This window comes from Shimia sediminis (assembly GCF_003990645.1).
In the GTDB taxonomy this organism is placed as follows: domain Bacteria; phylum Pseudomonadota; class Alphaproteobacteria; order Rhodobacterales; family Rhodobacteraceae; genus Shimia; species Shimia sediminis.
Window position 1 is genome coordinate 146679 of the sequence record NZ_RYZK01000004.1, and the last position, 18788, is coordinate 165466.

Sequence of the window (18788 nt, forward strand, 5' to 3'; positions counted from 1 at the left end):
CAGGATCAGACCATGCCCAACCCCAAATTTACCCGCCGTGGGCTTTTGCTTGCGGCCCCTGCCCTGGCCTTGGCCCCTCAAAGCCTGTTGGCCGCAACCGAGGCAGAAGCGGTGGAAACCGCGCCCCGCAACATCTCGGGGTTCCGCACGCAGAACTGGCAGGATCACTTTGACGATCTGGGCAAGGCTACAATCGTCGCGGATACCGCATCACGCGCGCTGCATTTCTGGAGCGGAGATGGCAGCACCTACCGGCTATTCCCGACGTCAGTGCCGATGTCCGAAGATCTGACCAAGCGCGGCTACACCAAGGTCATGCGCAAACGTGTCGGGCCGGATTGGACTCCGACAGCGGACATGCTGAAACGCGATCCGGACCTGACCTATATGCCGCCCGGCCCCGATAACCCATTGGGAACACACGCCATGTACCTAAGCTGGCCTGCCTATCTGATCCACGGCACCCATGACACACGCAAGATCGGGCGACGCAGCTCCAGCGGCTGCATCGGGCTGTTTAACGAGATGATTGCCGAGTTGTTTGAGATCACGCCCATCGGCACACAGGTCCGGCTGATCTGACAAACCCCCAACTACGTATGGGCGACCGTAGTAATACGGCCTCTCTCAAGTCTCATTGACTCCGCGACGACGCGGGGTCAAAACGGCCTCAATTCCGGATTTGAGGGAGATTTCCATGAATAAAGTCTATGCGAATGCCACCGAGGCGCTCGACGGGCTGTTGAAGGACGGGATGTTCTTTGCGGCTGGCGGGTTTGGCCTGTGCGGCATCCCCGAACTGTTGCTGAACGCCATCAAAGAGTCGGGCGTCAAGGATCTGACTTTTGCGTCGAACAACGCAGGCGTTGACGATTTCGGCATCGGTATCCTGCTGCAAACCAAGCAGGTCAAGAAGATGATTTCGTCCTATGTGGGTGAAAACGCTGAATTTATGCGTCAGTACCTGTCGGGTGAACTGGAGCTGGAATTCAACCCGCAGGGCACCCTGGCCGAGCGTATGCGCGCCGGTGGCGCGGGCATCCCCGGTTTCTTTACCAAGACCGGCGTGGGCACCGTGATTGCCGAGGGCAAGCTGGAGAAGCAATTCCCCACCGGCCCCGATGGCGCCATGGAAGACTACATCATGGAAGAAGGCATCTTTGCCGACATCGCCATCGTCAAAGCCTGGAAGGCAGACGCAACCGGCAACCTGGTGTTCCGCAAGACCGCGCGCAATTTCAACGCGCCTGCGGCGACCTGCGGTAAAATCTGCATCGCCGAAGTGGAAGAGATCGTCCCAACCGGATCGCTGGACCCGGATGGGATCCACCTGCCCGGTATTTATGTGCATCGCATCATTCAGGGCGATCATGAAAAGCGCATCGAACAGCGCACCGTTCGTCAGAAGGAGGCGTCGTAATGGCTTGGGATCGTAACCAAATGGCCGCACGCGCGGCACAGGAACTGCAGGACGGCTGGTATGTGAACCTGGGCATCGGTATTCCGACGCTGGTGTCAAACTACATCCCGGAAGGTGTTGAAGTTACACTACAATCCGAGAACGGCATGCTGGGCATGGGCCCTTTCCCTTATGAAGGTGAAGAAGACCCCGACCTGATCAACGCAGGTAAGCAGACCATTACCGAACTGCCCCAGACCGCCTATTTCGACAGCGCGCAGTCCTTCGCGATGATCCGTGGCGGCAAGATCGCCATGGCCATCCTCGGTGCGATGGAAGTGGCCGAAAACGGCGACCTTGCCAACTGGATGATCCCCGGTAAGCTGGTCAAAGGCATGGGTGGCGCGATGGACCTGGTGGCCGGTGTGGGCCGCGTGGTTGTCGTGATGGATCACGCCAATAAACACGGTGTTTCCAAGGTGTTGAAGGAATGCACCCTGCCGCTGACCGGTAAGGGCGTTGTCGACCGCATCATCACCAACCTCGGCGTGATGGACGTGGTCGAAGGTGGTCTGAAGCTGGTGGAACTGGCCGATGGCGTGAGCGAGGAAGAGTTCCGCGCCGCAACCGAGGCAACGCTGGTTAACTGACCGGACTTCATGATGTTTCGAGACATTGAATGCCCGCGCTGTTTGTGCGGGCATTTTCTTTTTGTTTCTGTAGGTTAACGGCCAGAAATGCACATCTGTATCGCGTCGGTACAACGTCGGTATTGCGTCGGTATTTGTGTCGGCCATCGCGAGAGGTTAACCCGCCGTACGGTCATTGCGAGGTCCAGCCACCGTCCATCGGGATCGCGGTGCCGGTGATGTTATGCGCCACCGGGTTGCAAAGCCACAGGGTCAGCGCACCAATTTCCTCGGGCGTGTTGGTGCGGCGCGAGGGTTGTTTCTCGGACAACAAATCGGCAATGGCCGCGTCCCGATCCACCCCGCCAAGCGCCGCGGCACGGGCCACGATCTGCGGTTCGATGATCGCGGTTTCCGTCCAGCCGGGGCAGATGCAGTTCACGGTCACGCCTCCGGTAGCACGATTTCCGACAGCAGCGTATTCCAACGCGGCAACCTTGCTGAGACCAACCAGACCGAATTTGGCCGCCGTATAGGGTGCTTTTTCCGGGCTGGCGATCAGGCCGTGCACGGAAGAGATATTCACCACGCGACCATAGCCCCTCTCGGCCATCACAGGCATAGCGTGTTGCATGGTGTGAAAGGCCGCCGAGAGGTTGATGGCCATGATGGCGTCCCATTTTTCGGTCGGCATGGTGGCTATTGGTGCCGTGTGCTGAATGCCCGCGTTGTTGACGAGGATGTCAGCCCCGCCCCAGGTCTCGACCGCCTTCATCAGATCGGCAATCTGGTCGGGATAGCGCATGTCGCCGCGAAAAAACTCGGCCTGTGGGGCGCCGAGGTCGCGCAGGTGCTGGCAGGCCTCTTCGATCTGGGCGTCACCTGCGATCCCATGTACGGCAATCCGCGCCCCGGCCTTGGCCAATTCCCCGGCAATGGCGAGGCCGATGCCCTGTACTGATCCAGTCACCAGCGCGGTTTTTCCTGTCAGGTCGGTCATTTACATCTCCTCCAGCATTTTGCGCAGCTCGGTCTTGAGGACCTTGCCATAGTTGTTCTTGGGCAGTTCCGAGATCGCGAAATAGGCCTTGGGCCGTTTGAAGCGGGCGATCTGGTCCAGACAATGGGCATCCAGCGCGCTCGTGTCCATGTCGCCGATCGTCACGACAAAGGCGACGACGTCCTCGCCCCAGTCTGGGTGTGGGCGGCCAACCACCGAGACTTCGCGCACCGACGGGTGCAACAGCAGGGCCTCTTCCACCTCGCGGGGATAGATATTGGTGCCGCCCGAGATGATCATGTCCTTTGAGCGATCCTTGAGCGTGAGGTAGCCGTCGGCGTCCAGCGTGCCCATGTCTCCGGTCATCAGCCAGCCGTTGACGATGGTCTTGGCGGTGGCTTGCGTGTTTTGCCAATAGCCCGGCATCACCGCATCCCCGCGCGCCATGATTTCACCAACCTCACCCGGCGGCAGCGGCACACCGGCCGCGTCCCCAATGGCGAGTTCGACAACAGATTGCGCGCGGCCCACCGAAGCCAGACGTGCCTGCCAGTTCGGGTGGCTGCGATCACAGACTTCGGCACGCGAGAGGGCGGTAATGCACATGGGGCATTCCCCCTGCCCGTAAATCTGCACGAAAATCGGGCCAAAGTGATCCACGGCTTCGACGATGTCGGCGACATACATCGGTCCGCCTCCGTAAACGATGGTGCGCAGGCCTTCGCCAGTCTTGCCCGTGGCTTTCGCCACATCTGTCATGCGCTTTACCATGGTCGGAGCGCAGAACATGTGGACGCGCCCATGATGACGGGCGAGGTCAAAGATTTCCGCCTCGTCAAAGCCGCCCGAGGGGGGCATGACATGGCGTGCGCCCTTGAGCACGTGCATGAGGTTGTAGATGCCCGCCCCATGGCTGAGCGGCGCAGCGTAGAGCGCGGTGTCCTCGGATGTGACCTCGTCCACGTCGGCAAAATAGCTGAGCGCCATGGCCTGCAACATGCGGTGAGTGATCCTCACGCCCTTGGGCCGACCGGTGGTGCCCGACGTGTAAAACAACCAGGCGAGGTCGTCCGGAGTGCGGCGGGTGAGGGTCTTTGTGGGGGCTGTATCGAGAATAGCCGCCCAATCTGACGAAGAGACGTTCAGGCAAGGGGTTTCGGAGACCTCTGAAACAGCTTCGTGCAGGCCGACCGAGGTAAAGCACAATGAGGCCCCGGCATTGTCGAGAATCCATGCGGCCTCGCGCCCATGCAGCTTGGCATTGATCGGGACCACAACGCCGCCAAGCGCCCAGACGCCGTATTGGGCGATCAGGTACTCGGGCAGGTTCTTCATGAACAGGCCAACACGGTCACCCGGCTGCACACCCTGCGCTGCAAGCCAGCCAGCCACGCGCAGGGCACGGTCAAGGAACGCACCATAAGTGGCGACGCAGTCCGCGCCAAGAAACAGCGCCCCAACATCGGGTGTGATCCGGGCGGACCTCTCAAGCCAGCTCGCGATATTCATGACAGTCCTCCCTCGTCGTCCGAGAGTAAACCGCGCGGGCTGCGATTGGGCAATTGGTAGAAATACGGCGCGCAGGCCTTGGCCTTTGGGCGCAGGTATGCGCATGTTTGGGCATGGAACTGGACGCCCTGGCCTTTGAAAACGCTCCGATCGGTCTCGCCATTCTCGAGAACCGGATCATTCGCCGCTGCAACGTGGAATTCGGAAAGATGTTTCTGGAAGACCCCCGCAAGTGCGAAGGTGTATCCTTGGGCGAGTTTTATCTGTCAGAAGAGGATTTTCAGACCATCGGTGCCCGTGGATTGGCAGCGATGCGCGAGACCGGGCGCTACAATGACGAGCGCATCATGCAACGGCGCGATGGCACGATGTTCTGGTGCCGGGCACGGGGCCAGTCTCTGACGCCGGATAGCCCGTTCCAGCGCGGGATCTGGACCTTTGCCGATCTGTCTGAAGAACGCCCGGTGGTCGAGCTGACCCAACGCGAGCGCGAGGTGGCGATTTTGACCTGTCGCGGCCTGACCAGCAAAGAGATTGGCCTGCAGCTGGATCTGAGTTACCGCACGGTGGAAGAATACCGGGCACGTCTGCTGCGCAAATTCGGGGCGCGCAAGCTGGCAGAGCTGGTGGCGAAACTCTCCGGGATGCCGCTTTAGGAAAAATGCAATCAGATGCGTCGATTTCCCCTCGAAATTCGGTGCAAAATCCCCACATATCGGAACACGTCACTGTGCTTTTCTCTGGCAGCGGGATGCCATATAAGGCGACGTAGGGGAACACAAACAAACTCACAAGAAGCGCGGCGAAGCGCTGAAGGGGATAGACAAAGATGAGCAAGACCAATCACGACAACGACGTCGAATTCATTTCGGCCCTGGCTGAACTGCTGCGTGAAAACGATCTGACCGAGCTGGAGGTCATGCGCGAATACGGTAAGGACGACAGCCTGAACGTACGCGTGAGCCGCCAGACACAGGTCGCCACGGTTGTGGCCCCGGCCGCCGCACCTGTGGCTGCTGCCCCGGTTGCCGCTGCAGCACCTGCGGCCGCAGCTGAGGCCGCCAGCGACGATCCGGCCAGCCATCCCGGCGCCGTGACCTCGCCCATGGTGGGCACCGTCTATCTGCAGGCCGAGCCCGGCGCGCCCTCATTCGTGAGCGTTGGCGCACAGGTCGCCGAAGGCGATACGATCCTGATCGTCGAAGCCATGAAGACCATGAACCATATCCCGGCGCCAAAATCGGGCACCGTGAAGCGCATCCTGGTGGGTGACGGCGACACAGTGGAATATGGTGCGCCCCTGGTTATCATCGAATAAGGCGCTGACATGTTTGATAAAATCCTGATCGCCAACCGCGGAGAAATCGCCCTGCGCGTGATCCGTGCGTGTCGCGAAATGGGGATCCAGTCGGTCGCAGTGCATTCGACCGCGGATGCCGATGCCATGCATGTGCGCATGGCGGACGAGGCCATCTGTATCGGCCCGCCTTCGGGCACCGAGAGCTACCTGAACATGGCCTCGATCATTGCCGCCTGTGAGGTCACCGGCGCGCAGGCGATCCACCCCGGCTATGGGTTCCTGTCGGAAAACGCCAATTTCGTGCAGATCGTGGAAGACCACGACCTGACCTTTATTGGCCCGACTGCCGAGCATATTCGCATCATGGGCGACAAGATCACCGCCAAGGACACGATGAAAGCCTTGGGTGTGCCGTGTGTGCCCGGATCGGATGGCGGCGTTGCCACGGTCGAAGACGCGCTGAAGATCGGCGAAGAGTTCGGTTATCCGGTCATCATCAAGGCCACGGCAGGCGGCGGCGGCAAGGGCATGAAAGTGGCCAACAACGCCGACGAGATGAAATCTGCCTTTCAGACCGCACGCGCCGAGGGCAAAGCCAACTTTGGCAACGATGAAGTCTACATCGAGAAATACCTCACCACACCGCGCCACATCGAGATTCAGGTCTTTGGTGATGGCAAGGGCAACGCAGTGCATCTGGGCGAACGGGACTGTTCGCTGCAGCGTCGTCACCAGAAGGTGTTCGAAGAGGCCCCCGGCCCCGCGATTTCATCCGAGGAACGGGCCTATATCGGCAAGGTCTGTGCCGATGCCTGCGCGAACATCAACTATATTGGCGCGGGCACCATCGAGTTCCTCTATGAAAACGGCGAGTTCTATTTCATCGAGATGAACACGCGTTTGCAGGTGGAGCATCCGGTGACCGAGGCCATTTTTGGCGTTGATCTGGTGCGCGAACAAATCCGTGTGGCCGAAGGCCTGCCGATGTCGTTCACCCAGGACGATTTGGAAATCAACGGTCACGCCATCGAGGTGCGCATCAACGCCGAGCGCCTGCCCAACTTTGCCCCCTGCCCCGGCAGGATCACGCAGTATCACGCCCCCGGCGGGCTGGGCGTGCGGATGGATTCGGCTCTGTATGATGGCTATTCGATCCCACCGTTTTATGACTCGCTGATTGGCAAGCTGATCGTGCATGGTCGTGATCGGCCCGAAGCCCTGGCGCGTCTGAACCGGGCCTTGGGCGAGTTGATCGTGGATGGCATCGATACCACGGTGCCTCTGTTCCACGCACTGCTGGCCGAAGATGATGTCCTCTCGGGCAACTACAACATCCACTGGCTGGAACGCTGGCTGGACGAGAACCTGGCCGAAAGCTGATGCCACATGGCACGCAGGACTGGGAAGGTGACATCACACCGGACCTGTTGATGCGGGCCTATGCGATGGGGATTTTCCCCATGTCCGAACATCGCGACGACCCAGAGATTTTCTGGGTCGATCCGCACCGCCGGGGGGTGTTCCCGCTGGACGGGTTCCATATCTCGCGGTCCTTGGCCAAAGCCCTTCGGCGAGATGATTACCAGGTCACACTGGATACGGATTTCGAAGGCGTCGTTGATGGATGCGCCGACCGTGCTGACACCTGGATAAACGATGAAATTCGCCGCCTTTACAGCGCATTACACGCGCGCGGACAGGCCCATTCGATTGAGGTCTGGCGCCAGGGCGATCTGATCGGCGGGGTCTATGGCGTCACACAGAGAACGGCGTTCTTTGGCGAGAGCATGTTTTCCGGCGCCACCAATGGATCAAAGATTGCGCTGGCCTGGTTGATAGCGCACCTGAGCGCGCGCGGCTTTACCCTGTTTGATACGCAGTTCATCACGCCTCATCTGGCCTCGCTCGGGGCGATCGAAATCTCACGGAAAGAGTATCACCTGTTGCTGGATCGCGCCCGGATGGGCGACGTCACCTTTGGTCACTCGCTGGCGGAGTCTTCTGGCGCAGAGGTCTTGCAGCGCAACACCCAGATGTCGAACCGCGCGTGATCCAGCGCGTTCAGCGCCGGGGATGATGCAACCATCCAGCCCTGAAACAAGGGATCAACCGCTTCTAGGCCATCGTAGATGGTGAGAAACGCAAAGGCCTCGCCCGTGGCGTTGTCGTCAGGGTGGCGGCATTCGGCAAGATCGACGCGCAGGTCGCCAAAGGCCACGCTGTAGCCATTGTCGAGCTCCAGATCGACCACCTCACCGTTGAGCCTGTCGAGACCGCGCAAAAGCGCGCCCTGCCCCGATACGGCGCTGGCGGCAACCTCGGAGGTTACGGTGCCTAGGTCGCGCTGCAGGGTAAAGACCTCGGGCTGTTGTGGCACGATCACGATCTGCGGACCGGCTTCGGAATCCAGTGTTTCGACGGTGATTTGCTGCGCCATTGCGGGTCCAGCGAGCAGCATGGCGCAAAGCGCTGTGTGGCGGATCATTCGTCGTCCCCGCCGGTCACAAACTTCATCAGCAGCCCCACGAGGCTGACCGAACTTTGCGTGTCCTCAATTTCGGCACCCGGCTCGAGGTTAAAGGGTGAGCCGCCGGGCAGAACCTCAACAAAATTGCCACCCAAAAGCCCCTCGGAAGAGATCACGATGGCGCTGTCATCCGGCAATTCGATGCCATCCAGAATGGTCATGCCCGCGTCGGCACGAAAGGTCTGGGGATTCAGGGAAATATCCGTGATGGTGCCGATCTTGACCCCGGCCAGACGCACGTCAGTGCCGACAGACACACCTTCGATCGAGCGGAACGATGCGGTCAGTTCATAGCCGGCAGAGCTGCCGCCAAAATCTGCGACACGGCTGGCATAGGCCAAAAAGCCGATGGCCACGGCAACCACCGCGGCCCCAACTGCGATTTCAGTACGAACAGCCGACAAGGGCGCGCCCCGGCCTTATTCCGGAACCCAGGCTTCGTAGTCGCTGCGGGTGGCCGGAGCCGCCGCCTTGCGAATCGAACCTGCGGGCGCATAGGCCATTTCCGAGCCAGAGAGGTTTTCCTGATGCGGCTTTTCCCAAGCCTTGTGAGCCAGCGGTTTTTCCGACGGCGCATCGTCATAGGTGCGGTGCAGCCATCCGTGCCAATCGGGGCTGATGCGGCTGGCTTCAACCTGACCAGAGAAGATCACCCAGCGTTTGCTGTCATCCTTGGTCCGGTAAAAAACATTGCCCTGATCGTCTTCGCCCACTTTCACGCCCTTGCGACGGGTGAAAAGCTTGGTGTTCAGGGTGGCGCCATTCCACCAGGAAAGTGCGCTGTTGATCGTGCTCAGAATGCCCATGGATGCCTCCGCAAATTCAAGTCCCGTATGACTCATTCAAACGCAAAGGTCCAGTATCGCGACACACGAAAAGGGGCGGACAAATTGCCCGCCCCTCATGAATTCCGGTAAATTTCCGCTTAGCCCGCGTTGGCTGGCTCTTTCTCGGCCTCGGCGTGGATCATCAGCGGGCTGGCGTCCGAGGTCACGGCCTCTTCGTTCACAACCACTTCGGTCACGCTGTCCATGCCCGGCAGGTCGAACATGGTATCCAGCAGAATCTCTTCAAGGATCGAGCGCAGGCCACGTGCGCCGGTCTTGCGCTCGATGGCACGTTTGGCGATGGCGCTGAGCGCGTCGTCGGTAAAGGTGAGCGCGGTGTCTTCCAGTTCGAACAGGCGCTGGTACTGTTTTACAAGCGCGTTTTTCGGTTCGGTCAGGATGGTTACAAGCGCGTCTTCGTCGAGATCTTCGAGTGTCGCGAGCACCGGCAGACGGCCGACAAATTCCGGGATCAGGCCGAATTTCAGCAGATCTTCGGGTTCGAGATCCTGGAAAATCTCACCCACGCCGCGTTCGTCATTGTCACGCACATCGGCACCAAAGCCCATGGCCGAACCCTTGCCACGCTGCGCGATGATCCGGTCGAGACCGGCAAAGGCGCCGCCGCAGATGAACAGGATGTTCGTGGTGTCCACCTGCAGGAATTCCTGCTGCGGATGTTTGCGTCCACCCTGGGGCGGAACAGATGCCACGGTGCCTTCCATCAGCTTAAGCAAGGCCTGCTGCACGCCCTCGCCCGAGACATCGCGGGTGATCGAGGGGTTCTCGGATTTGCGGGTGATCTTGTCGACTTCGTCGATGTAAACGATGCCGCGTTGCGCGCGTTCGACGTTGTACTCCGAGGCCTGCAACAGCTTGAGGATGATGTTTTCGACGTCTTCCCCCACATAGCCAGCCTCGGTCAGCGTGGTGGCATCGGCCATGGTGAACGGCACGTCGAGAATACGCGCAAGTGTCTGGGCCAAAAGGGTTTTACCGCACCCCGTTGGGCCGATCAGCAGGATGTTCGACTTGGAAAGTTCGATATCGCCGGACTTTTGCGCGTGGTTCAGACGCTTGTAGTGGTTGTGCACAGCCACCGAGAGCACCCGCTTGGCCAGCGCCTGACCAATCACGTAATCGTCGAGCACATTGCAGATTTCCAACGGCGTCGGAACACCCTCAGAGGCTTTCAGCCCGCTGGCCTTGGTCTCTTCACGAATGATGTCCATGCAAAGCTCAACACATTCATCGCAGATGAATACCGTGGGCCCTGCAATCAGCTTGCGGACCTCGTGCTGGCTCTTGCCGCAGAAACTGCAGTAGAGGGTGTTTTTACTGTCCCCGGAATTGCTTGCCATGTCCGTCCTCTCGGGCCTCCGATATGCGTCTGCGCCGTCGCGTTTCGGTCAGCTTAGGCCAGCCTCAGACCGAGTACAATGTGGAAAGTGCCCCGAACGCGATCACGCCGGGGCACATGCCTGTTAGCTTTCTTCGTCGTCGCCTTTGGCGCGGCTCTCGACGATCTCGTCGATGAGGCCCCAGTCCTTGGCTTCTTCGGGGGACATGAAGTTGTCGCGCTCGAGGGCGTCGACCACTGCCTTCATCTTTTGACCGGTGTGCTTGACGTAGATTTCGTTCAAGCGGTCCTTGAGTTTCTGGGTTTCCTGGGCGTGGATCATGATATCCGTCGCCTGACCCTGGTAGCCGCCCGAGGGTTGGTGCACCATGACGCGGCTGTTGGGTAGTGAGAAGCGCATGCCAGCCTCACCGGCAGTCAACAGAAGCGAGCCCATCGAGGCGGCCTGACCGATCACGAGGGTCGATACCTTGGGCTTGATGTACTGCATCGTGTCATAGATCGACAGGCCCGACGTCACCACGCCACCGGGCGAGTTGATGTACATCGAGATTTCCTTGGAGGGGTTTTCGGCCTCAAGATGTAGTAGCTGTGCCACGATCAACGACGACATGCCGTCATGTACAGGGCCGTTGAGGAAGATGATCCGCTCCTTCAGCAGGCGCGAGAAAATGTCATAAGCGCGCTCGCCACGGCTGGTCTGTTCGACCACCATGGGCACGAGGGTGTTCATATATGTGTCGATTGGGTCGTTCATATCCGCCTGCCTGTTGTTCGCATCCATCGCTTAGGCCAAAGCCCATGAGTGAGTCTTAGTATCGGCCTAGGGGGGCTGCAAGAGCAGGTAGCGAAAATATGGCTGCGACCGGGTTAAAGCGGCGACGTCAAAATGGTCGCGAGGCGGCCCGCGAGGGCCAATCGAGCGGCTCTTTGCCCCTTGCGGGGACGCATCGCGCAATCACTACATTTTTGGAAAATGACCAAGTTGTACACCTTTTTTCAGGGCGACTCTCCAAGTTGTACAACTTTTTCTAGGGCGTTTCTCGGTTTTGTACAAACTGGAGAGGTAACGCTTTCTTCACGATTGCCGAAAAAAATGGGCCACCCGAAGGCGGCCCATGCGGGAGTGAGAGTATCGCCCCGGATCAGCCGAACATATCGCTGGTGATGCCCGCGTACCAACCGACCGACTCTTCGTAGGTCTGTTTGCGCAGCTCGCCGCTTTCACCGGTTTGCGAGATGAAGCCGTCAACCTTGGCGATCTTTTCATCCGTGGCCTCGTAAGTCGCGCCAACCTTGACGCCATCGTCGGTGTTTATCAGCGACCAGCAGGTGTTGGAGAACTTGGCCGGGAAGACCTTGGACCCTGTCAGCGCGCCACGTACGGCCATGGCGGCAACCTTGGCCTGAGAGTTGGCCGAGAACCCGGATTTCGGCATGTCACCCTGGTTGGTGGCGTCGCCGAGCACGTGGATGTTTTCGTCGATGCGCGACTGCATGGTGTGGCCGTTGACCGGCGCCCAGTTGCCCTCGGTGATGCCTGCCATTTCGCAGATCTTGCCCGCCTTCATCGCCGGGATCACGTTGCAGGCGTCGACCTTGGTGACCTCGCCATCGATGCTGACGGTCATCTCGTCGGCGTTGACTTCGACCGCGTCGCCGCCAAAGTCCGAGCCGATCCAGTCGATCATGCCGTCATAGTGGTTGGCCCAGCCTTCCTGGAACAGCGCCATTTTCGAGAACTTGGGCTTGGGGTCGGCGACGATGATCTTGGCGGTCGGGTTCTTCTGTTTCAGAAGATGCGCCACCATCGACACCCGCTCGTACGGTCCCGGAGGGCAGCGATAGGGGTTAGGCGGCGCGACCATGGCGAATGTGCCACCCTCGGGCATGGCTTCGATCTGGGCCTTCAAGAGCTCAGTTTGCGAGCCGGCCTTGTAGGCGTGGGGCATCTTGTTCTGGCTGGTGATGTCCCAGCCGGGCACCGCGCCATCGACAAAATCAATGCCGGGCGACAGGATCAGGCGGTCATAGGCCAGCGTGTCCCCACCGGCGAGCGAAACGGTGTGCGCGTCGCGGTCGATGCCGATGGCCCAGTCGTGCACCACGTTGATGCCATAGTCCGAGGCCAGTTTGCCGTAGCTGTGCGCAATCGAACCGATATCGCGGAAGCCGCCGATATAGAGGTTCGAGAAAAAGCAGGTGTAGTAGGTGCGGCTGGGTTCCACCAGGGTGACGTCAATGGCACCCTTGGCGCCCTTGGCGATGTAGCGCGCGGCTGTGGCACCGCCTGCGCCGCCGCCAACAACGACAACACGGGGCTTGCCCGCGCCGAGAACCATTGGTGCCGACAAGGATGCCGCCACGGCGGCCCCCGCTCTGATAAATGTACGTCTGTTCAATGTCATAGATCATTCCTCCCCTGATCTTGAAAGTTCGCGCGGTTAATTCAAATCTCCGAAATAGGCGGCCAGCGCCGCGATTTCGTCGTCAGCCAGTCGCCCGGCCATCATCTGCATCACCGGGTGGTCACGTTTCTTGAGCTTGTAGGCGTGCATGGCGATGACAAATTCGTCCTGAGGCCAGCCGACAATGCCCGGGATGCCGTCAAAGTCGCCGCTGGACTGATGGCAGGTGGTGCATTCGGTCGCGAGGTATTCGCCGTACTCCGGGTCGCCCACGATGGCGAGGATTTCGGGCGAGAGTTCGACCTCGACCTTGATGGCGGTCGGGGCGGCCTCGGGGATATTCTGGGGGTTGTCCGAGTAAATCCGCATGAAAGCCAAGAGGTCATGGCGGTCTTTTTCCTTGGCAAGCCCGTGAAAGCTCATCTTGGTGCCGGGCACGGTTTTGCGCGGGTCTTCGATAAAGCGGCTGAGGCCATCGATATCCCAGACCAGCCCCGCTTCGCGCGCGGCATACATGCCTTTGGAGTACTTGAAGTCATCGAATGTCGCCGCGGGGCGGAAGAAGATGCCGTTCAGATGCGGACCAACCTTGTGCTTGGCGCCCTCGCCCAGCTGATGGCAGGATTTGCATTTCTTGAACATCTTCTGACCACGCTCGGGATCCCCGATGGCCGTGGCGGTTTCTTCGGCAAAGGCGGCCCCCGTCAGGACCGCCCAGAGTATCATGATCGCAACAGCAATCCGCATCTATCAATCCTGAAAGCTTTTCAGATAGGCGGTGACGGCGATGATGTCGTCCTCTTTTTTCAGGCCCGCAAAGGACATCTTGGTGCCCTTGAGATATTTTTTGGGCTTGGCAAGAAAGGCGGCGAGTTCATCTTCGGTCCATGTCGCGCCGGATTCAGCCAGTGATAACATGGGCTTGGAGTATTTGAACCCGTCCACTGCGCCAACCGAGGCGCCAACAATGCCGTTCAGAGCCGGGCCGGTTTTCGATTTGGCGCCGTCTCCGACCTGGTGGCAGGCCTTGCACTTTTTGAAGACCTTTTCGCCCTGCTTCATCAGCTCGGGGTCAATGGCAGCCTGCTCCACCGGGGCCGCTGCGTCGGCGGTCTCGGTGGGAGCAGGTGCGGCAGCAGCCTCCTCGGCGGGGGCGGCGGCTTCTTCAGAACCGCCCTCATCCGGGGTCACGTCCAAAACTGCTGCACGCATGGTGATCTCGACGCTGTCCTTGCAGTTGGTCATGCAGGGCTCGGCTTTCCAGAAATGCGCCTCGGCGGTGTCGCGGTCATCAATGATGAAACCGCCCGCATTGGGCATCTCAACGTCGAGAAAATTCTCGTTCGAGAGGACAAATTCATCGTCCACGAGGTCGTTGGAATAGAGAATGTAGGCAACGATGGCATAGACGTCATCGGTCGACATGGTCTGCGCTGCGCCGAACGGCATGGAGCGGTTGACGTAGTCCCATGTGGTCGAGAGATACGGCCAGTAGGAGCCGACGGTTTTCAGCGGATCCTCGTGGTCGAGCGTGTCCGCGCCCCCTGCGAGTTTTGGCCAGTTGTCGACACCTTCGGCAAAGTCACCGTGGCAGCTGGCGCAGTGTTCGGCAAAGACCTCTTCGCCGGTGAACACATCGCCCGAGCCGACCGGCAGGCCGGTGCCATCAGGGGCCACGTCAAGGTCCCATGCGGCAATCTCATCCGGCGTGGCGGCGCGGCCAAGGCCAAGTTTCTCGGCCATGGCCGGGGCTGCGATCAGGGTCGAGGCCAGCGTGGTGCCTGCGATAAGTTTAAGAAACTTCGACATTTTCTGCCTCCCCGTCTGCTTTGACCCACCAGGTCTGGATGCAGTTGTTGTGATAGATCGAGTTGAGACCGCGCACCTCGCGCAGTTCAGCCTTGGAGGGCTGCACGTAGCCGGTGGAGTCCTTGGCGCGCGACTGCAGGAACATCTCTTCGCCCTGCCAATCAATGTCGAGGTAGAAGCGCGACAGAGCCTTGTCGGTGCCGGGCGCGCCAAGGCGGGCCTCTTGCCAGTTCTTGCCACCGTCGAGCGACACGTCAACGCCGGTGATGGCGCCGCGACCGGACCATGCCAGGCCGGTGATGACCAGCGGGCCCTTGCCGTGCTTGATCGGCGACTGCGGGCTGGGCGAGGTGACAACCGATTTGGCGTCCATGACCCAGGTCCACTTGCGGCTGGTGCCGTTTTCGAGCGTGTCGGTGTATTTCGAGGTTTCCTCGCGGCTTTCAATGGCCTGAGTGGTCACCTCAATACGACGCAGCCACTTGATCCACATGTTGCCTTCCCAACCGGGGACGACGAGGCGCACTGGATACCCGTGCTCTTTACGCAAAGCCTCACCATTGGCTTTGAACGCGACGAGCACATCGTCCAAGGCCTTTTCCATCGGGATCGAGCGACCGTTCGACGAGGCGTCCGCCCCTTCGACATAGACCCATTTGTCCTTGAGGTCGCCCGCCGCATCCAGACCAGCCTCTTCCAACAGCGCGCGCAGCGGAATGCCGGAATATTCCATGTTGTGGATCATGCCGTGGGTGAATTGCGCACCGTTCAGCTGTGCGCCCGCCCATTCCATGCCGGTGTTGGCGGCGCATTCGCAGAAATAGACGTGGTTTTCACGCGGGAAACGCTCGAGGTCTTCATAAGAGAACACCAGAGGCGTATCCACGAGACCGTTGATCATCAGGCGATAGTCGGCTTTCGACAGTTCGATCGCGCCCGAGTGGTGGCGTTCAAAGGCACAGCCCTGCGGGGTGATGGTGCCGTCGAGCGCGTGGATCGGGGTAAAGTTGATCGACGAAATCGTGTCGGCGGTCAGCCATTCCACGTTGCGGCGCACCACGTCCGTCTCGAACTGGATCGGCAGGCCATAGGGCGTTGCGTCCACCCCGTCTCCGGTGCTGCTGGCCCAGTCCTGGACTTGTGTGATCAGCGGATCACCCGCCGCGCTGGCCATGCTTGCGCCGGCAACGCTCCCCGTGGCGGCGACCGCCCCTTTCAGGAACGCGCGACGCGAGGGTTTGCCCTTGAAGCTCATTGTCATCTGGCTATGCCTCCTCAATACATAATCAAATTCGTTTTAGTGAATTTGATTGAATGGAATAACAGGTCAAAGGGTCGCGGGGACGTCTTTTCAGACGCCCGAGACCTTTACGTTTTCATGCGGGGCAACCGAGACGGTGCCCTGTTTGCGGATATGGCTTTCGACGACATCCCAGATCATCGGACCTTCGGTGCCTTCGTTGACCGAGGCCCAGCCCGCGACCTGATAGGTCTTGGAGGCGTCGATCTGTTCGCCGGTTTTCAACAGGGTCATGTCGCTGATGCGCGACCCTTGCGGCTTGGAGATGTCGATGCGGTAACCCATGCCACCGATGCGCACCATATCGCCGCCCTGCTGGTAGTAGGGGTCGGTGTTGAACAGGTTGTCGGCCACGTCTTCGAGGATGACGTGGATGAATTCCCCTGTCATTTCCGTGCGATAGGCCTGACCGTAAGACATCGAGGTCACGTTCCAGATGTCTTCGCGGGTGATGTCCTGACCGGGCAGGATCGACGGTCCCCAGCGCACGCCGGGTGACATGGAGATGTCGGCGTCGCGTTCCTGGATCAGGGCCTCGCAGATCAGGTCATCCCATGTGCCGTTAAAGTTGCCACGGCGATACAAGAGCGAGTCGGATTTGCCGATCACTTCGGTCAGCTGGTCCAGATAGGGCGCACGCTGTTCGTCGATCAGCTGGGTGATGACGGGATCGGGGGTGATGACGTCCGAGAAGATCGGGATCAGCTTGTGGCGGAAGCCCATCATCCTGCCATCACGGATGTCGAGATCGACGCGGCTGACGAACTTGCCGTTCGAGCCAGAGGCAACAACAATGGTTTCTCCGACCAGAACCGGTTCGGGCAGTGCGTCGTGGGTGTGACCCGAGAGGATCACGTCGATGCCGGTGACGCGGCCTGCCATCTTTTTGTCGACGTCAAAGCCATTGTGCGACAGGACAACAACGCATTCCGCGCCCATGCCGCGCACCTCATCGACCATGGCCTGCATGTTCTCTTCGCGGATACCGAACGAGTATTCAGGGAACATCCAGCGCGGGTTGGCGATGGGCATATACGGGAACGCCTGACCGATGACGGCGATGTTGACGCCGCCACGCTCGAAGAACTTGTAGGGTTTGAACAGCTCGGCGGGTTCGTCCCATTCGGCGTCAAAGATGTTCTGGCCGAGGGCGGCAAAGGGCAGGCCCTCGACGATTTCGTTGACGCGATCCGAGCCCAGAGTGAACTCCCAGTGGAAGGTCATGGCATCGGGTTTCAGCGCGTTCATGACGTTCACGACGTCCTGACCCTGGGTCTGGTGGCAGGTGTAGGAGCCATGCCATGTGTCGCCGCCGTCCAGCAGCAGCGCGTCGGGGCGGTCGGCGCGGATGGCGTTGATCACGGTCGAGACGCGATCCATGCCGCCGACGCGGCCATAGGTCTGCGCGAGCGACGTAAAGTCATTGTAGGTCAGCGCATAGGCCGAGGGCGAGCCATCGGCGATGCCGTAGAGCTTGCGGAAATCGGCGCCGGTGATGTGGGGCACCTGGCCAAAGGCATCCCCGACCCCAAGGTTGATCTCGGGTTCGCGGAAGAAGATCGGTTTCAGCTGGGCGTGAATGTCGGTGATGTGGATCAGCGAGACATTGCCGTAGGTGTCGAATTGCAGCAGGTCATCCTGGGTCAGCGACTGTTGGGCAGCAAGACGCGCCCAGTTGCCGAAGCCGGAGGCCCCAACCATGGCAGATGCCGCCATGGAGACCTGGAGGAAATCGCGACGAGAGATCATGGGCGAAGTGCCTTTCTAATCCTGTATTTCAAATTCACGTTTATGAATTTGTCTTGATAGAGAAAACCCGCTCCGACATGTCGCCGGAGCGGGTGGTGTGTTTAGTTGCGCACCGAGGGGGCTTCGACCGAGAGGCCGTTGCCGCGGGATGCGACGTAAAGCTCAAGCGCGATGAACTCGTCTGAACCAGGCTTGTAGGTCTCGGCGCGGGTGTCGCGCACGCAGCCCTTGAAGCGGCCATGAGCGGTCGTCAGCTTGGCGTTTTTCAGGCGATACACCGGGAAGCCGTTGGTCTGGCCCTGGCTGAGATGGTCCGAGCGGATGCGGTTGCCATAGTTTTCTTCGTGGCACGACGCACAGCTGAGATCCAGTTGACCAGTGCGGGTATAGTAGAGCTCTTTGCCCGCTTCCCAGGTGGCTTCGGCCGGACCGTCGATGGCGACGTTCATCGGCATGCCGCGGGATTGCACCGAGATCAGTGCTTCCATGCGGGCCATCTTGGCACCGGATTTCTTCCAAGGCTCTGCGCCCATGCCATCGGTGAGGCAGTCATTGATCTGCATCTCCATGGTGTAGACGGTTTCCTTGGCATCGTTCCACTTCGGATAGACCGTGCGGACGCCAGCCATGCTTTCTTCGACGTCGCCGTGGCACGAGGCGCAAGATTTGTCCTTGGTGCCCATGACGGTGTTCCAGTCATCCATTGCCTGTTCGACAAAGATCATACCGGGGTTGTCAAAGTCGTCGGCCTGCATGATCTGGGTCTCGTCCGAGCGGAAGTGCCAGCCCGAAATGATCTCGTCCACATCATCAGCCAAATGCGCCGGGGCGGCGGTCTTGGTGACCATTGTAATCTCGCCGTTGACGACCAACTCGTCATCATCCGCGTCAGCCGATGCCATGAACGGCGCCGAGATGACCAATGCGGCAATTGCTGTCATTGCCTTGAATTTCATCGCGTTTCCTCCCTG

At 59.9% G+C, this 18788-nt stretch carries 20 protein-coding genes; 7 read left to right on the forward strand and 13 right to left on the reverse strand.

Annotation, left to right across the window (positions count from 1 at the left end; all coding sequences use genetic code 11):
• Nucleotides 1–12 precede the first annotated feature (12 nt).
• The 3 genes from EK369_RS10740 (at nt 13) to EK369_RS10750 (ending at nt 2049) form a co-directional block, all read left to right on the forward strand.
• Complete coding sequence (locus EK369_RS10740; RefSeq protein ID WP_127114243.1) at nt 13–582, forward strand: L,D-transpeptidase; 570 nt, start codon at nt 13–15, stop codon at nt 580–582.
• Between the two features lie 115 nt (nt 583–697).
• The gene (locus EK369_RS10745) at nt 698–1420 is read left to right on the forward strand and encodes a CoA transferase subunit A (RefSeq protein ID WP_127114244.1); all 723 of its coding nucleotides are present in this window, start codon (nt 698–700) and stop codon (nt 1418–1420) included.
• Nucleotides 1420–2049, forward strand: coding sequence for a CoA transferase subunit B (locus EK369_RS10750; protein ID WP_127114245.1), 630 nt, complete (start codon nt 1420–1422; stop codon nt 2047–2049). Before EK369_RS10745 ends, EK369_RS10750 begins: the two co-directional genes overlap by 1 nt.
• 172 nt (nt 2050–2221) lie before the next feature.
• On the opposite strand, the gene EK369_RS10755 is transcribed toward EK369_RS10750, so the two are convergent.
• Both EK369_RS10755 and EK369_RS10760 read right to left on the reverse strand, forming a co-directional pair.
• A complete protein-coding gene (locus EK369_RS10755; protein WP_127114246.1) occupies nt 2222–3028 on the reverse strand; it encodes a 3-hydroxybutyrate dehydrogenase in 807 nt (268 codons plus the stop codon).
• Nucleotides 3029–4537, reverse strand: coding sequence for a class I adenylate-forming enzyme family protein (locus EK369_RS10760; RefSeq protein WP_127114247.1), 1509 nt, complete (start codon nt 4535–4537; stop codon nt 3029–3031).
• Nucleotides 4538–4656: 119 nt separating this feature from the next.
• Between EK369_RS10760 and EK369_RS10765 the strand changes: the two genes are divergently transcribed.
• The 4 genes from EK369_RS10765 to aat all read left to right on the forward strand — a co-directional run bounded on the left by EK369_RS10765 (nt 4657) and on the right by aat (nt 7888).
• On the forward strand, nt 4657–5193 hold the full coding sequence (locus EK369_RS10765) for a LuxR C-terminal-related transcriptional regulator (RefSeq protein WP_127114486.1): 537 nt from the start codon (nt 4657–4659) through the stop codon (nt 5191–5193).
• Nucleotides 5194–5366: 173 nt separating this feature from the next.
• Nucleotides 5367–5855, forward strand: coding sequence for an acetyl-CoA carboxylase biotin carboxyl carrier protein (accB, locus tag EK369_RS10770; protein WP_127114248.1), 489 nt, complete (start codon nt 5367–5369; stop codon nt 5853–5855).
• Between the two features lie 9 nt (nt 5856–5864).
• Nucleotides 5865–7217, forward strand: a complete 1353-nt coding sequence (gene accC / locus EK369_RS10775; protein WP_127114249.1) for an acetyl-CoA carboxylase biotin carboxylase subunit — start codon at nt 5865–5867, stop codon at nt 7215–7217.
• Nucleotides 7217–7888 (forward strand): leucyl/phenylalanyl-tRNA--protein transferase, encoded by a 672-nt coding sequence (aat, locus tag EK369_RS10780; RefSeq protein WP_127114250.1) that lies wholly within the window; start codon nt 7217–7219, stop codon nt 7886–7888. Before accC ends, aat begins: the two co-directional genes overlap by 1 nt.
• On the opposite strand, the gene EK369_RS10785 is transcribed toward aat, so the two are convergent.
• The 11 genes from EK369_RS10785 to soxA form a co-directional block, all read right to left on the reverse strand.
• Nucleotides 7819–8322 (reverse strand): DUF2155 domain-containing protein, encoded by a 504-nt coding sequence (locus EK369_RS10785; RefSeq protein ID WP_235871401.1) that lies wholly within the window; start codon nt 8320–8322, stop codon nt 7819–7821. The two genes, aat and EK369_RS10785, sit on opposite strands and share 70 nt — an antisense overlap.
• Nucleotides 8319–8768, reverse strand: a complete 450-nt coding sequence (gene mlaD / locus EK369_RS10790; RefSeq protein WP_127114251.1) for an outer membrane lipid asymmetry maintenance protein MlaD — start codon at nt 8766–8768, stop codon at nt 8319–8321. Before mlaD ends, EK369_RS10785 begins: the two co-directional genes overlap by 4 nt.
• 15 nt (nt 8769–8783) lie before the next feature.
• Nucleotides 8784–9170: an NADH:ubiquinone oxidoreductase subunit NDUFA12 gene (locus EK369_RS10795; RefSeq protein WP_127114252.1), complete on the reverse strand. Its 387-nt coding sequence runs from the start codon at nt 9168–9170 to the stop codon at nt 8784–8786.
• A 119-nt stretch (nt 9171–9289) separates the two neighbouring features.
• Entirely contained in the window at nt 9290–10552 is a 1263-nt protein-coding gene (clpX, locus tag EK369_RS10800; protein ID WP_127114253.1) for an ATP-dependent Clp protease ATP-binding subunit ClpX, read from the reverse strand.
• A 123-nt stretch (nt 10553–10675) separates the two neighbouring features.
• Nucleotides 10676–11308, reverse strand: coding sequence for an ATP-dependent Clp protease proteolytic subunit (locus EK369_RS10805; RefSeq protein ID WP_127114254.1), 633 nt, complete (start codon nt 11306–11308; stop codon nt 10676–10678).
• Between the two features lie 388 nt (nt 11309–11696).
• On the reverse strand, nt 11697–12959 hold the full coding sequence (locus EK369_RS10810; RefSeq protein WP_127114255.1) for an NAD(P)/FAD-dependent oxidoreductase: 1263 nt from the start codon (nt 12957–12959) through the stop codon (nt 11697–11699).
• A 36-nt stretch (nt 12960–12995) separates the two neighbouring features.
• Nucleotides 12996–13706: a c-type cytochrome gene (locus EK369_RS10815; protein WP_127114256.1), complete on the reverse strand. Its 711-nt coding sequence runs from the start codon at nt 13704–13706 to the stop codon at nt 12996–12998.
• 3 nt (nt 13707–13709) lie between these two features.
• Entirely contained in the window at nt 13710–14768 is a 1059-nt protein-coding gene (locus tag EK369_RS10820) for a c-type cytochrome (RefSeq protein WP_127114257.1), read from the reverse strand.
• Nucleotides 14752–16029 carry a sulfite dehydrogenase gene (gene soxC / locus EK369_RS10825; RefSeq protein ID WP_438672162.1) on the reverse strand — a complete coding sequence of 426 codons (1278 nt, stop codon included), beginning with the start codon at nt 16027–16029 and terminating at the stop codon, nt 14752–14754. The genes EK369_RS10820 and soxC overlap by 17 nt, the downstream gene beginning before the upstream one ends.
• A 90-nt stretch (nt 16030–16119) precedes the next feature.
• Nucleotides 16120–17817 carry a thiosulfohydrolase SoxB gene (soxB, locus tag EK369_RS10830; protein ID WP_127114258.1) on the reverse strand — a complete coding sequence of 566 codons (1698 nt, stop codon included), beginning with the start codon at nt 17815–17817 and terminating at the stop codon, nt 16120–16122.
• Between the two features lie 101 nt (nt 17818–17918).
• Nucleotides 17919–18773 (reverse strand): sulfur oxidation c-type cytochrome SoxA, encoded by an 855-nt coding sequence (soxA, locus tag EK369_RS10835; RefSeq protein WP_127114259.1) that lies wholly within the window; start codon nt 18771–18773, stop codon nt 17919–17921.
• Nucleotides 18774–18788 lie beyond the last annotated feature (15 nt).

What these genes read in the sequence shown, in the direction of transcription:
- EK369_RS10740 (WP_127114243.1), top strand. Translation starts at nt 13, where the DNA reads ATGCCCAACCCCAAATTTACCCGCCGTGGGCTTTTGCTTGCGGCCCCT.
- EK369_RS10745 (WP_127114244.1), top strand. Translation starts at nt 698, where the DNA reads ATGAATAAAGTCTATGCGAATGCCACCGAGGCGCTCGACGGGCTGTTG.
- EK369_RS10750 (WP_127114245.1), top strand. Translation starts at nt 1,420, where the DNA reads ATGGCTTGGGATCGTAACCAAATGGCCGCACGCGCGGCACAGGAACTG.
- EK369_RS10755 (WP_127114246.1), bottom strand. Translation starts at nt 3,028, where the DNA reads ATGACCGACCTGACAGGAAAAACCGCGCTGGTGACTGGATCAGTACAG.
- EK369_RS10760 (WP_127114247.1), bottom strand. Translation starts at nt 4,537, where the DNA reads ATGAATATCGCGAGCTGGCTTGAGAGGTCCGCCCGGATCACACCCGAT.
- accB (WP_127114248.1), top strand. Translation starts at nt 5,367, where the DNA reads ATGAGCAAGACCAATCACGACAACGACGTCGAATTCATTTCGGCCCTG.
- accC (WP_127114249.1), top strand. Translation starts at nt 5,865, where the DNA reads ATGTTTGATAAAATCCTGATCGCCAACCGCGGAGAAATCGCCCTGCGC.
- aat (WP_127114250.1), top strand. Translation starts at nt 7,217, where the DNA reads ATGCCACATGGCACGCAGGACTGGGAAGGTGACATCACACCGGACCTG.
- EK369_RS10785 (WP_235871401.1), bottom strand. Translation starts at nt 8,322, where the DNA reads ATGATCCGCCACACAGCGCTTTGCGCCATGCTGCTCGCTGGACCCGCA.
- EK369_RS10795 (WP_127114252.1), bottom strand. Translation starts at nt 9,170, where the DNA reads ATGGGCATTCTGAGCACGATCAACAGCGCACTTTCCTGGTGGAATGGC.
- clpX (WP_127114253.1), bottom strand. Translation starts at nt 10,552, where the DNA reads ATGGCAAGCAATTCCGGGGACAGTAAAAACACCCTCTACTGCAGTTTC.
- EK369_RS10805 (WP_127114254.1), bottom strand. Translation starts at nt 11,308, where the DNA reads ATGAACGACCCAATCGACACATATATGAACACCCTCGTGCCCATGGTG.
- EK369_RS10810 (WP_127114255.1), bottom strand. Translation starts at nt 12,959, where the DNA reads ATGACATTGAACAGACGTACATTTATCAGAGCGGGGGCCGCCGTGGCG.
- EK369_RS10815 (WP_127114256.1), bottom strand. Translation starts at nt 13,706, where the DNA reads ATGCGGATTGCTGTTGCGATCATGATACTCTGGGCGGTCCTGACGGGG.
- EK369_RS10820 (WP_127114257.1), bottom strand. Translation starts at nt 14,768, where the DNA reads ATGTCGAAGTTTCTTAAACTTATCGCAGGCACCACGCTGGCCTCGACC.
- soxC (WP_438672162.1), bottom strand. Translation starts at nt 16,029, where the DNA reads ATGACAATGAGCTTCAAGGGCAAACCCTCGCGTCGCGCGTTCCTGAAA.
- soxB (WP_127114258.1), bottom strand. Translation starts at nt 17,817, where the DNA reads ATGATCTCTCGTCGCGATTTCCTCCAGGTCTCCATGGCGGCATCTGCC.
- soxA (WP_127114259.1), bottom strand. Translation starts at nt 18,773, where the DNA reads ATGAAATTCAAGGCAATGACAGCAATTGCCGCATTGGTCATCTCGGCG.